Origin of the sequence: Dyadobacter sp. UC 10 (genome assembly GCF_008369915.1) — a bacterium.
GTDB lineage: Bacteria > Bacteroidota > Bacteroidia > Cytophagales > Spirosomataceae > Dyadobacter.
In genome coordinates, this window is record NZ_VSRN01000001.1 from 3,508,336 (window position 1) to 3,521,649 (window position 13,314).

Here is a 13,314-nt window from a genome sequence, read left to right on the forward strand (position 1 = left end):
ATGGTACAGGGGTTTGCGTGACTGCGCCGGTTTTGAGATTATTTCCGCCACGTTTAAACCAAAACCTGCCTGACCTATATTGCTGAATTTGCCGCCTCCGGGTTGTATTACTTTTGAAATGTCAAAAAGGAAATAAGGGCTTAAAAGCCTGTTCCGATTCGAAATTCATATTCAAAACACAACAACTCTTACGCATTATGAAAACTTTACAAATCGCATTCCTTATTGTCTTTATTAGCATGATTGGTCTGACATCGTGCAGCAAAAAATCGGACGAAGTAAATCCTGAACCTGCACCGTCTGGAGCAGGTTTCCGGGTGAAAGTAGATGGAAAGGAATATGCGCCTGATTTTTCTTATGCCCTCGCCAATTTTCCTGGTAACGATAAATATTACGCGATCTATGGGCTTGATAGCAAAACCAGTGATATCGTCGCGATCGCACTTCCTAATACAGTAAACGAAGGCACTTTTCCGATCAACGAAGTAAATTTCGCAGTGCTTACCATGAATAAGGAAGACTTTTCAACGATTAATGGCGGGGAAGGCACGATCACGATCTCTAAAAAGACGGCTACCAATATCGTAGGAACATTCAGTTTCACCGCTGTCGACGCCACCGGGACTAAAAAACGCACACTGACCGACGGAAGCTTTAATGTGAACGTCAAGTTATAATCCCAGTTCCTGAATCTATACACACTGGGCTGCTCTCGGGCAGCCTTTTTTATTTCTTCAGTGCCAGGCTGACCAGCTCTGCGGTATTCTTCACATTCGTTTTCTTCATGATACTTGCCCGCTGGTTAGCAACGGTATTGGAGCTGATTTCGAACTTTTCGGCAATATCCTTGCTGCTCATTCCTTCGATCAGGCATTTGAGGATCTGTTGCTCGCGGGGCGTCAGGATATTCCAAACGAATTTTCCTTCCAGCTCTGCGGCTTCCGGCTCTGGTTGCGGCGTAACCAATACTTGTTTAAGCAACTTGCGAATGATAATGGACGAGGCATAAGGTGGAAAATACAGCTCGCCCTTTGCAATAGCACGGATCGCACGCAGCATTTCGTCTCGGCCCGTATCTTTTTGAAGATAACCCGAGGCGCCACTTAACGCGGAAGTGAGAATATAGTCTGGATTGGTATGCATACTGAAAACCAGTATTTTAACATGCGGAAAGGCGGGGACTATCTGTTTGATCACATCCAATCCCGACAGGCGCGGCATGGTCAGGTCGAGCAGGATCAGGTCCGGATTCACTTTTTCGACCATATCCCACACTTCATCCCCATCGGAAGCTTCGCCCGCGATACGCAGGTCCTCTTCGTCTTCCAGCAAAGTGATAATCCCTTGTCTTACAACAGAATGGTCGTCAACAACCAATATCCTGATCGGCATTTTTTTTAAGTATCAGTTCATAAATCAACTTCCAGGACCAGTTTAGTGCCCCCGTCAATTCTGGAAATGATCTCTATTTTTCCATTGAGGAGCTGGCTTCTGGTGCGGATGTTCTCCATCCCGTTCCCTGTCGCAAATGAATGCTTTTCGGTTTTGACTTTATCCAGCGAAAACCCTTTTCCATTGTCCGCGATCTCCAAAATAACACGATTCCCGGTGTGTTCCAATTTAATCTTGATCCCGCTGGCCTGCGCGTGCTTCAAGGCATTATTCAATGCTTCCTGTGCAATGCGGTACAGACTCGTTTCCATAACGCGGCTCATCGGGATCCGCTCGTTAGTATTTCCTTCAAAATCAACCTTTGCCCCGGAAACTTCGGTAGTCTGGTCGCAGAGTAATTTCAAAGCAGAGGTAAGGCCAAAATCATTCAGTACCGAAGGCATTAAATTGAAGGAAATCTGGCGGGTGGTTTGGATAATATCCTGGATCAAAGAAACCAGCTGTTCAAATCGCCTCTGATTTTTTTCGTCGTGAAATTGAACCGACTTCAATTTCTCCGCATGCAGTTTGAGCCCGGTGAGCATTTGGCCGATGCCATCGTGCAGTTCCAGTGCAAATCTTTTCCGCTCCTCCTCCTGGCCTTCGATCAGCGAAGCGGCCCGGATCCGGTCCTCAGCCAGTTGAAGCTCGTATTTTTCTTCCTCCACCCGCAACAATTCATTCTGTGCATCAAGCAGTTGCAGGTTTGCTTCTTTTAATTTTTGGTTAGATAGCTGCAATGCGACTTCCGACTCGGTCAACATCCGCACAACTCTCCTGGTCGTGTTGACCACCGGCCGGAAAATCAGCAAACCCTCCGCCAGCAAAACCAGAATGGTCATAATATCGAGTATCCACTCTATTCTTTCCAGGTTTTCGAGCCGTTGAAAGCTTTCCTGGTCAAACTGGAAAACGATCCTGTCCATCTTGCCCAGATACAACGGCTCATTTCTAAGAACCACCTGTAATGCAATTTGCATTTGCGGGGAGGCACTACTATCCTGATCAATCGCCAGAAACTGGCTGTACATTTCACTGAATACAGGTTCCAGTTCCCGGAACATCGTATCCAGTGCCGCGCTTTTCCAGGTTACAATGCCATTTTCAATAGGTAACCTCCGGCTAGCCAGCTGCTCGTGACTGGTTTTCCATTGATTTAAAAGGGACGAAAACTGAACACGATCCTGCGGCGCAGTTTTATTCGCTTTAAGTAAAGCAAGCTTGGTAAGCCGCTGGCTGAGCATTCGCTGCCTGCCGGCGACATTCACGACGCGACTATCGTGGTTCAGGCTGCTGATCGTTCTCCGAATTAAGAATAACCCACTGATAGTCAGCAATGCGACTACGCAGAGTGCTACTACATAAAACCTGGTCAGACTTCCTGCTACCCGTTTGTCGAGTCTCTCCATTTGCTCATAATCCGATGTACACCAGGTTTTCCCTGACCATCACCGGGAAAGTTTTGATTTGATAGGCATCGTCATTGAAACACTGCCCGGTCTGTAATGAAAACGTCTTTTTGTGAAAAGGACAAGCCACTTTCGGCTCGCCGTCGTGGCTCCCGATCATCCCGCGCGAAACTGCCATTTGCTGTCTGTGCGGACATTCATTATCGGTCGCATACCATTCACCCCGCCGGGCAAAGTTAAATATAGCGATTTGTTTGCCGTCGATAAACGCGCAGCCGCCGCCATCTTCGGGAATATCGCTTACATGGCAGGCGATATGCCATGTTACTTGCGTATCAATGTTAGTTTGGGTTTCCATGGGATGAATGGTTTTTTGATTGACAGAAATATTGATTGGCTATTGGCTATTAGCTTTTAGCCGTTAGCTTTTAGTTCTTGCGGATTTATCGTTCAGATAGTGGTCATTCGCTATAGCCAACAGCTAATAGCTAATAGCCAATAGCTAGTAGCCAATAGCTAACAGCCACCTACACCCACTCCTTTGCTCTTTTCTGCTCCCTCATTTCTTCAAATTGAATCGAAGGATCTTTTACAGGGGTATTGACAAAATGAGAGAAGCGCTTTCTTAGCTCAGGGTTATCTACTACCTCTTTCCACTCGCATTGGTAGACATCGATCAGCTGCTGCAAGTCTCTTTCCAGCTCTGCTGCAATGCCCAGTACGTCGTCTACTACCACTGCTTTCAGGTACGAGATGCCGCCTTCCATTTTATTCAGCCAGGTTGCAGTGCGTGCCAGCGGGTCGGCGGTTTTGATATAAAACATCAGGAAACGGTCGATCAGGCGGAGGCAGGTTTCTTTGTCCACATCCGTCGCCAGTAATTGTGCGTGCTGCGGTTTGGAACCGCCGTTTCCGCATACATATAGGTTCCAGCCTTTTTCAGTGGCGATAATCCCGAAATCCTTGCTCTGCGCCTCGGCACATTCGCGAATGCAACCCGAAACCGCAGATTTCAGCTTATGCGGCGAGCGCAATCCTTTGTACCGGTTTTCCACTTCAATCGCAAAACTCACCGAATCCTGTACCCCAAACCGGCACCAGGTGGAGCCGACGCAGCTTTTGACAGTCCGCAAAGATTTCCCATAAGCGTGCCCGCTTTCAAAGCCGGCATGGATCAGCTCTTCCCAGATCTGCGGCAGATCGCCCAGGTGTGCGCCGAACAAATCAATGCGCTGGCCGCCGGTAATTTTGGTATATAAGCCGTAACGCTGCGCCACCTGCCCGATCACGATCAGTTTTTCCGGGGTTACCTCGCCGCCGGGGATTCTTGGAACAACCGAATAAGTGCCGCCTTTCTGAATATTGGCCAGGTAGCGGTCGTTCGAATCCTGAATAGGCGCTCGGTCTTTTTGCAGAATGCTTTCATTCCACAAACTCGCCAGCAGCGAAGCGACAAGCGGTTTGCAGGTTTCGCAGCCGTCGCCTTTTCCGAAGGTATCGAGTACGTTTCCGTAGGTTTTCAAACCATTCATTTTGACCAGATCCAGCAACTCCTGCCGCGAATAATCAAAATGCTCGCAGACCACATTCCTTATATAGACCCCATTTTGTTTCAATGTGCCGGCGATAATATCTTTCACCATCGGAATGCAACCGCCGCAACCCGTGCCGGCTTTACATGATTTCTTGATCGAATCAATGGTATGGTTGCCGTTTTCGCTCACTTCGTGGCAAAGCATTCCTTTCGTTATTGCCTCGCAGGAGCAGATCAGCGCATCGTCGGGAAAGCTCATTACGCCCGCACCGGTTTCTTCTCCGCCCCTCGATCCTAATATCAAATCTTCCGAATCCGGTGGCAGGATTGTCTTGCTTTTGCACGTTTGGAGCAGCATATTATATTGCTCCGCGTCGCCTACCAGGATTCCGCCCAGCAGCGTTTTTCCGTCAGGACTTACGTTAATGCGTTTGTAAATCCCCTTGGCTTTATTTTCGTAACGCACTGTGGTGCAGGCAGGCTCTTCTATGAAAGGGTCACCGAAACTGGCTACATCGGTACCGATCAGTTTGAGCTTGGTTGACATATCGAAAGGCAAAAATTCCTTCGCGCCGTCGGTCAGCCTGGTGGCGACTACATCGGCCATTTCGTAGCCAGGCGCGATGAGTCCGTAAATCATATGGTGCGCGAGGGCGCATTCTCCAATAGCAAAAATGTTCGGATCGGAGGTTTGCAGCTGATTATCGACGATAATGCCGCCTCTCGGGTGCGTTTCCAGGCCCGCAATTTTGGCAAGCTCGTCACGCGGACGTATTCCCGCAGAAATCACGAGCATATCGACTTCCAGAAACGATTGGTCCGCAAACTGCATTCCCTCAATACAATCCCCGCCTGTAATTTCCTGCGTGTTTTTGGAAAGATGAATATGCAGTCCCAGGCTTTCCAACTGGCTTTGCAGCATTCTGGAACCCGCTTCGTCGATCTGCCTTGGCATTAACCGCGTAGCAAATTCCACTACGTGTGCTTCTTCCAGGCCAAGGTCAAGCAATGCTTTTGCAGCTTCCAACCCCAATAATCCCCCTCCGATCACCGCACCTTTTTTGGCTTTGCGTGCGTACGATTGAATCAGTTCAAGGTCTTCAATGGTTCGGTACACGAAAACACCATCCTTTTCAACTCCGGGGATCGTAGGAACAAACGCGCCCGAGCCGGTGGCCATGATCAGGTAGTCATATTGTACTACGATCCCATGGTGGGAGCGAACCAGCTTCTGTTCCCTGTCAATATCGACGACAGGATCGGATAGATAGATCGCTATGCCATTTTCGGCATACCAATCTTCGCCCGCCAGTGTGAGGTCTTCTGCGGATTTGCCGGCAAAGTATTCACTTAAATGCACGCGGTCGTAGGCCACGCGGGGTTCTTCGCCAAATACAGTAATACTGATTTCCTGACCCGCCTGCCGTTTCGCCAGCAGTTTTTCACAAAACTTGAAACCGACCATTCCATTGCCGATCACTACGATTCTGGTGCCTGATTTTTGATTCATAGTATATAATAACTATTAATTTGTAAATCAAATATTATTTAATTGCATTATTTTAATTATACTATGTTGCGTCTTCTATTTGCGACTCTCAAAACTAAATGGCAAATAGTCAATTTCCTAATTTTATATTCGCAAATATGGTTGATTGTGAATATAAATTTTGGTTAAACAGTTGTTTTGTAAAATATAGCTTCTAATTTTGAAGCAGTAAATAGAATGGTTATAAAACACTATTCATAGTACATTTTCAATATTCACTCCTGAATTGTAAAAAAATGGAAGCTAAACTAACACTGGTTGGTGCAGGCCCTGGAGACGGCGAGCTGATTACCCTGAAAGGGATCAGGGCACTGGAAAAAGCGGACGTCGTATTGTACGATGAACTTGCCTGTAACGCGCTGCTGGAATTTGCTCCCGCGCATGCCATGAAAATCTACGTCGGGAAAAAGGCGGGTAAGCCTTCATTTTCTCAGGAGGAGATTAATGGGCTGATTGTGCGGCTGGCCAGGAAGAAAGGCCACGTAGTACGATTGAAAGGCGGCGATCCATTCGTATTTGGCCGTGGCCATGAGGAAATGGAATATGCGAGAGATTTTGGCTTAAAGGTTGAGCTTGTCCCGGGCGTTTCAAGTTGTATCTCGGTGCCTGCTTCCATGGAAATTCCCGTTACCCGCCGGGGGGTGAGTGAAAGTTTCTGGGTGATCACGGGAACAACCCGCGACGGCGCGCTTTCGGATGATCTGCAACTTGCGGTACAGTCAAAAGCAACCGTGGTGGTATTGATGGGAATGAGCAAGCTGAATGAGATATGCGCACTTTACAAACGTTTCGGACGCGGGCATTTGCCGATGGCCGTTGTTCAGAACGGCACGCGGCCGGATGAAAAAAGTGTGGTGGGGCAGGTTTGGGAAATGCCGCAGCTTGTGAGGGAACACCAGATCGGTACCCCGGCGATTATGATCATGGGCGAAGTTGTGGCCCTGCATCCTGCTTACGCATTGGAATATTTGCATAGTAACGGGATCGCTTGCTAATCATCCCCCAACCAGTTTTGCACTATGAAAACAGCTATATGCATGGTAATAGCGGGTTTGTCAGCATTGCTGGTAACCCCGGGAGCGTTGGCTCAGTTCAGTCTGTCGGGCCAGCTCCGTACCCGCACCGAACTATTGCACGGGCAGGGTTCGCCTTTGTCGAAAAGTGAAAAGCCTGCATTCTTCACCTCCCAGCGTACCAGGCTGAATGCAGGTTACAAAGGTTATAGAATGCAATTTTTTACAGCTTTGCAGGATGTGCGGGTCTGGGGGCAGGATGCTTCTACCAATAACAGGGTCACTAATCAGGCCCAGAATGGGCTGATGCTGCACGAGGCCTGGGGAGAGATCAGTCTGCTGGATACGAACAAAACCAAATCCGGCAAAGTAGTTGCGATTAAAATCGGTAGACAGGAATTGCTTTATGACGAGAGCCGGCTGCTGGGGAATCTGGACTGGCTCCAGCAGGCGAGGCGCCACGACGGTGTTTTGGTTAAATTTGAGAACAATGGTTTTCTTGCTCATCTAGGTGCTGCGTATAACCAAAACCGTGAGGTTAGGAGCGGTGTTTTGTACGACGGAGTTCCGGTGGGTTACGCGGCTGGGACAAACGGCATTGGTACAATGTATAAGTCCATGCAGTTTGCATATTTAGGCAAGAAATATAAAAAAGGTAATGCTTCTTTTCTGTTGTTTAAAGATGATTTTCAAAAGTATAAGTTAGATTCAGCGGGGGCGAGAAACCTGCGTCCCGGCACATGGAATCGCATTACGGCCGGACCTTACCTGCAGACTTCATTGGGCAAATTTTGGAACCTGACTGCCAGCGCCTATTATCAGACCGGAAAAGACAAAGACGGAAAATCGTTGAGCGCGTGGATGTATTCGGTGCGCGGCTTGTACAATATGACCCGCAATTTTGCAGTAGGCCCTGGCTTTGATTACACTTCCGGCTCGTCGGCAGGATCTGCCAAAAATCACACCTTTGATCCATTGTATGGAACGCCTCATAAGTTTTGGGGACAAATGGATTACTTCTATGCGGCTAATGGTTTTGGTCGCGGCGGCCTGGCAGATTTTTACATCAATACCATTATCAAACCTACCCAGAAACTGACGATACAGGCTGATCTGCACCAGTTTTCCAGTGCTGCTGTCGTCAGAAATGCGCGTGACGAAAAGCTCTCATCTAATTTTGGGAGCGAGCTTGACCTGATCGCCACTTATAACCTTACCAATATGGTCAGCTTCCAGGGCGGATATTGCACTTTCCTTCCTACGGGTAGTCTGGCGGTGGTTAAAAATGTAAAAGATCCGCAGAAAATGGCTAACTGGGCTTACCTGATGATCCAACTCAAACCCGATTTTTTGAAGTAAGCCCCGACTTAAAATCATCATTTCAAAACGCTTATTACAATGGAAACAACTCAGAAACCTCTTGAGAAATTAAATATTTTTAGTTTCAAAGGTGTACAAATGCGGACCTTTCATCTTACCTGGATTGCGTTCTTTCTATGCTTTTTCGGTTGGTTTGGACTGGCTCCGCTGATGACAGTTATTAAGAAAGACCTTGGACTGAGCAAGGAACAGATTGGTAATATTATCATCGCATCTGTGGCTGCAACGGTGGTGGCCAGGATCCTGATCGGCAAACTTTGCGATTCGTGGGGGCCGAGGAAAACATACGCGGCGCTCATGGGCGTTTGTTCTATTCCCGTCATGTCCGTCGGGCTGGTGCATTCCTACGAAGCATTCCTGCTTTTCCGCCTCGCAATCGGGGTGATCGGCGCTTCGTTTGTAATCACGCAGTACCATACTTCGGTGATGTTCGACAAAAAAATTGTGGGTACGGCCAACGCAGTAGCTGGTGGATGGGGAAACCTGGGCGGCGGGATCACCAATATGGTCATGCCGCTTGTTTTCGGGTTTTTCGTTAGCATGGGTTATCTGCCTGAGTCGGCCTGGCGTGTGGCGATGATCATTCCCGGGGTTCTGCTTTTCGTTTTCGCATTCGTTTATTATCGTTTTACAAAAGATACCCCGGCCGGCAATTTTGAAGACCTGGAAATTTCCAGTGAAAAGTCAGTGAAAACGAAAGGAGCATTGGCAAAAGCAGCCAAAGATCCGCGTACCTGGGCATTGTTTCTGGCTTACGGAGCTTGTTTTGGGATAGAGATTACATTTGATAACGTGGCGGCGCTTTACTTTTTTGAAAACTATGAAACTTCGCTGGCTACCGCGGGGATACTGGCAGGTGCTTTCGGTTTCATGAACATTTTCGCCAGGGCAATCGGTGGGATTGTGGCTGATAAGGTGGGCAATAAGTATGGTATGATCGGAAAAGGTAGGTTGCTCGCCGCATTATTATGTTTGGAAGGCATTGGAATAGCACTTTTTGCGCAAAGCAGCAGCCTGGCAGTGGCGGTTATTACGATGCTGGGTTTCGCGATGTTCCTCAAAATGGCGAATGGGGTCACATACGCAATCGTCCCTTTTATTAACAGAAAAGCGATCGGCTCGGTGAGCGGGATTGTGGGAGCAGGCGGAAATGTAGGCGCAGTGCTGGCTGGGTTTCTGTTTAAATCAAGCTCTATTTCCTATTCGGAAGCATTTATGTATATCGGTGGCGCTATTGCCTGTATTGCGGCGGTTGTCGCATTAATCAATTTTGAGAAGGAACAGGCCGTCATGGCAGAGACCCTTTCGCCGTCGGCTGAGGCCGTGGGGAGTTGAGCGTTAGCAGTGTCGCACCTCCGTCGGCTGAAGCCAACGGTTATTGAAAGGGCGAGATGTTTCACTGCCGCTGATTGCACCAGTGCCCCATTTACTCATTCACTCATTCAATCATTCACTCATTGAAAACACCTCAAACATCCTACAAATCGACCTGCTGTTACTGTGGCGTAGGCTGCGGGGTGGTGGTGACGAAAGAAAGCAATGGTCAGCTGAGCCTCGAAGGAGATAAAGAGCATCCTTCCAATAAGGGAATGCTTTGTTCCAAAGGGATGAACCTGCATTATACCGTAATGGACCAGTCGGACAGATTGTTGTATCCACAAATGCGTATGAACCGGTCTATGCCGATGCAGCGGGTAACCTGGGACGACGCACTGGAAAGGACTGCTGCGGTTTTCAAGACATTCATTAAGAAATTCGGGCCTGATTCGGTTGCCTTCTATGTTTCAGGGCAATGCCTGACGGAAGAATATTACCTGGTCAACAAGCTGATTAAAGGCTTTATCGGCTCCAATAACATAGATACCAACTCGCGGCTCTGCATGAGCTCGGCGGTAATGGGTTATAAGCTGGCACTGGGTGAGGACAGCGTGCCTGTGTGCTATGATGATATCGAGGCGGCCGATGTTATGTATGTGACGGGCGCCAATCCTGCCTGGTGCCATCCTATTATCTGGCGGCGGATCGAGGCGCATAAAGCGGCTAATCCGGATGTGAAAATTATTTGCGTTGATCCGCGCCGTACCGATACAGCGCGTTCTTCCGACCTGCATTTGCAAATCATTCCCGGCACTGATATCGTGCTGAATCACGCAATAGGAAGGTTATTGATTGAAAAAGGGTATGTGAATAATGAGTTTATCCTCGATCATACCGACGGTTTCCAAGCCTATTGTGAAAAGGTCATGCAGCGCACGATCGCAGAGGCTGCGGAACTATGCGGTGTTGAAAAGGCGGATATTGAGCTGGCGGCCGATTGGATCGGGCAGTCGCGCGGATTTTTGTCTTTTTGGACAATGGGATTGAACCAGTCGGTGATTGGTGTGAATAAAAATTTGTCCCTCATTAACCTGCATTTGATAACCGGCAGGATCGGTACCCCGGGAAACGGGCCTTTTTCGCTTACCGGCCAGCCGAATGCGATGGGCGGTCGTGAAACGGGCGGATTAGCGAATATTTTACCCGGCCACCGGGAGGTAGCCAACGCAACGCACCGACAGGAGCTGGAAGCATTCTGGGGTACTCCGGCTGAGATTGGCAGCAAGCCCGGACTTACAGCTACGGAGATGTTTGAGGCGCTCGCAGATGATAAACTGAAAGCGATCTGGATCATTAATACCAACCCGCTGGTGAGTATGCCGGATATGAATGCCGTGGAAAGTGCATTGAAGAAAGCGAGATTTGTGGTGGTGCAGGATGTTTCCAATCGGGCGGATACTGTGCATTTTGCAGATGTTGTATTGCCTGCGGCGGCCTGGCTGGAAAAGGAAGGTACGATGACCAACGCGGAGCGGCGTATTACACATTTACCCAAAGTAGTGAACTCTCCGGGAGAAGCTTTGCCCGACGCCGAAATTATCTGGCGGTTTGCTGCCAAAATGGGTTTTGGCAATTCATTCAGTTATAGTGCCGTTTCCGAGGTTTATGATGAATATGTGAAAATCACCGCCGGCACTAAAATCGATGTTACCGGAGTGAGCCATGCGGTTTTACAAAAAAACAGAAGTGTACAGTGGCCATTCCCTGCACAAAATAGCGCATTTGAAGAAAGGAAAAATAACGCCCGGCTTTTTACGGATCACCAGTTTTATACTCCCAACAAAAGAGCGCAGATCCACGCGGTCGACGATGAAAATACGTCGGAGCCGGCGGACGAAGATTTTCCGTTGATTTTGACGACCGGCAGGATCAGGGACCAGTGGCATACGATGACGAAAACCGGTCGCGTCGCAAAGTTGAACAAGCACATTCCCCAACCATTTTTACAAATACATCCCTACGACGCGGGAAAGCGCAATATCAGTGAAGGTAACCTGGTTATTGTGCGGGGCAGGAGAGGGGAAGTGCGGGTAAAAGCGCAGGTTACCGAAGACGTGCGGCCGGGTTTGTGTTTCCTTCCCATGCATTGGGGGAAAATATTGGGAAGCAATGGAGTGAGAGCCAATAACATCACCAGTTCTCTGGTCGATCCCAGGTCTAAGGAGCCGGATTTCAAATTTTCCGCGGTTGAGGTTTGTTTGTACCAAAAACCGGTTGAAAAGATCATTATAATAGGAGCTGGCTCGGCTGGTCTGGGTTTTATCAATGCGTATCGGGCATTGAATCAGGCGGATGAAATTCATGTGTTTTCCAAAGAGGTCAATCCATTTTATAACCGGGTAATGCTGCCCGACTATATCAGCGGTGCGCAGCGTTGGGATCAGCTGGTCAGATTGCGTGAAGATCAATTTGAGGAGCATAATATTATCGTACACAAAGGACTAGGCATTTCCAATATTGACCGAAAAAACAAGATCGTAATCGATACCGACGGGCAGGAGCACACTTATGATCGGCTTATCCTGGGTACAGGTAGCCGTGCATTTATGCCAAAAGGAGTGCCACGTTTAAGAGGTATTTTCAATATGCGCTCGCGCCCGGATGCAGATGCATTGCTGCCCTTTTTAAAACAAAAAGACCCACACGCCGTGATTGTCGGCGGTGGTATATTAGGGTTGGAATTAGCGGCTTCTTTTCTGGAAATGAATGCGCGGGTGACGGTAATCCAGCGCAGCGGCCGGTTTATGGAAAGGCAGCTGGATACGCTTGCCAGTGAATTGCTGTATCAGGAGTTGCTCGACAGAGGTGTTGAAGTGTTCTTTAACGATGAAGTAGCCACGTTTTCGGGTACCGGTCAAGTAGAAGGTATCCGGCTGAAATCAGGCAGAAAACTGGATTGTCAGGTAGTTGTGATGACAATGGGTACGGTCCCGAATATTGAATTGGCCCAGGAAGCCGGGCTGGAATGCAAGCGCGGGGTGGTCGTGAATGATTATATGCAGACCTCCGACCCATCTGTTTATGCAGCGGGAGAAATTGCCGAATGGAACGGCAAAATGTGGGGCATAACGCTCGGCGCGGAGGAGCAGGCAGCTGTGATTGCCAATTATCTGGCGGGCGACATTTCCCAACCTTATAAAGGAAGTATCTCCATCAATATCCTGAAAATGGAAGGATTGCATCTGTGCAGCATCGGACTCACCGAAGTGCCGCCAAATGATCCTGCCTATGAGCAGATCGTTTTCACAGATCAGTCGAAAAGATATTATAAAAAATGCATCGTTCACCGCGACAGGCTCGTAGGGGCGATTATGATCGGGGACAAAAATGAGTTTGCTGAATTCCGCGACCTGATCGCCAGCGGTTCTGAACTTTCGGAGAAACGGTTGCAGCTATTGCGCGCCAGCAAGCAGGCCGATCCGCTTTCGGGGAAGTTGGTTTGCTCCTGTAACAATGTAGGGGAAGGAAACCTGGAAAAGGAGATCAGGGAGGGTTGTACCGATTTCCAGCAGCTTTGTACAAAAACAGGAGCGGGTACAGGTTGCGGATCATGCCAGCCGGAAGTGAAGTCAATCTTAAAAAAAATAGTGGAGGAAAGTCTGGTTGCAATCTAAGATTTCT

9 protein-coding genes are annotated in these 13,314 nt (G+C 48.5%); 5 read left to right on the forward strand and 4 right to left on the reverse strand.

The window, feature by feature from the left end; all coding sequences use genetic code 11:
- The first annotated feature begins 197 nt into the window (after positions 1-197).
- Entirely contained in the window at positions 198-677 is a 480-nt protein-coding gene (locus FXO21_RS14470) for a DUF6252 family protein (protein WP_149640736.1), read from the forward strand.
- A 49-nt stretch (positions 678-726) separates the two neighbouring features.
- On the opposite strand, the gene FXO21_RS14475 is transcribed toward FXO21_RS14470, so the two are convergent.
- From FXO21_RS14475 to nirB, 4 genes are all read right to left on the reverse strand, one after another.
- Positions 727-1,392 (reverse strand): response regulator transcription factor, encoded by a 666-nt coding sequence (locus FXO21_RS14475; RefSeq protein ID WP_149640737.1) that lies wholly within the window; start codon positions 1,390-1,392, stop codon positions 727-729.
- A gap of 17 nt (positions 1,393-1,409) precedes the next feature.
- Positions 1,410-2,840 carry an ATP-binding protein gene (locus FXO21_RS14480; protein ID WP_149640738.1) on the reverse strand — a complete coding sequence of 477 codons (1,431 nt, stop codon included), beginning with the start codon at positions 2,838-2,840 and terminating at the stop codon, positions 1,410-1,412.
- 4 nt (positions 2,841-2,844) lie between these two features.
- Positions 2,845-3,198: a nitrite reductase small subunit NirD gene (gene nirD, locus FXO21_RS14485; protein WP_149640739.1), complete on the reverse strand. Its 354-nt coding sequence runs from the start codon at positions 3,196-3,198 to the stop codon at positions 2,845-2,847.
- Positions 3,199-3,367: 169 nt separating this feature from the next.
- Complete coding sequence (nirB, locus tag FXO21_RS14490) at positions 3,368-5,884, reverse strand: nitrite reductase large subunit NirB (protein ID WP_149640740.1); 2,517 nt, start codon at positions 5,882-5,884, stop codon at positions 3,368-3,370.
- Between the two features lie 275 nt (positions 5,885-6,159).
- Here nirB and cobA point away from each other — a divergent pair, with 275 nt between their 5' ends.
- The 4 genes from cobA (at position 6,160) to FXO21_RS14510 (ending at position 13,307) form a co-directional block, all read left to right on the forward strand.
- On the forward strand, positions 6,160-6,918 hold the full coding sequence (gene cobA / locus FXO21_RS14495) for a uroporphyrinogen-III C-methyltransferase (RefSeq protein WP_149640741.1): 759 nt from the start codon (positions 6,160-6,162) through the stop codon (positions 6,916-6,918).
- Positions 6,919-6,942: 24 nt separating this feature from the next.
- Complete coding sequence (locus FXO21_RS14500; protein ID WP_149640742.1) at positions 6,943-8,295, forward strand: alginate export family protein; 1,353 nt, start codon at positions 6,943-6,945, stop codon at positions 8,293-8,295.
- A gap of 39 nt (positions 8,296-8,334) precedes the next feature.
- Positions 8,335-9,651: a NarK family nitrate/nitrite MFS transporter gene (locus tag FXO21_RS14505; protein WP_149640743.1), complete on the forward strand. Its 1,317-nt coding sequence runs from the start codon at positions 8,335-8,337 to the stop codon at positions 9,649-9,651.
- A gap of 122 nt (positions 9,652-9,773) precedes the next feature.
- Positions 9,774-13,307, forward strand: a complete 3,534-nt coding sequence (locus FXO21_RS14510) for a nitrate reductase (protein ID WP_149640744.1) — start codon at positions 9,774-9,776, stop codon at positions 13,305-13,307.
- Positions 13,308-13,314: the final 7 nt, after the last annotated feature.

Bases quoted from the DNA above. Each gene is read 5' to 3' on its own strand.
- FXO21_RS14505 (WP_149640743.1), top strand. From the start codon at position 8,335: ATGGAAACAACTCAGAAACCTCTTGAGAAATTAAATATTTTTAGTTTC.
- FXO21_RS14480 (WP_149640738.1), bottom strand. From the start codon at position 2,840: ATGGAGAGACTCGACAAACGGGTAGCAGGAAGTCTGACCAGGTTTTAT.
- cobA (WP_149640741.1), top strand. From the start codon at position 6,160: ATGGAAGCTAAACTAACACTGGTTGGTGCAGGCCCTGGAGACGGCGAG.
- nirD (WP_149640739.1), bottom strand. From the start codon at position 3,198: ATGGAAACCCAAACTAACATTGATACGCAAGTAACATGGCATATCGCC.
- FXO21_RS14500 (WP_149640742.1), top strand. From the start codon at position 6,943: ATGAAAACAGCTATATGCATGGTAATAGCGGGTTTGTCAGCATTGCTG.
- FXO21_RS14475 (WP_149640737.1), bottom strand. From the start codon at position 1,392: ATGCCGATCAGGATATTGGTTGTTGACGACCATTCTGTTGTAAGACAA.
- FXO21_RS14470 (WP_149640736.1), top strand. From the start codon at position 198: ATGAAAACTTTACAAATCGCATTCCTTATTGTCTTTATTAGCATGATT.
- nirB (WP_149640740.1), bottom strand. From the start codon at position 5,884: ATGAATCAAAAATCAGGCACCAGAATCGTAGTGATCGGCAATGGAATG.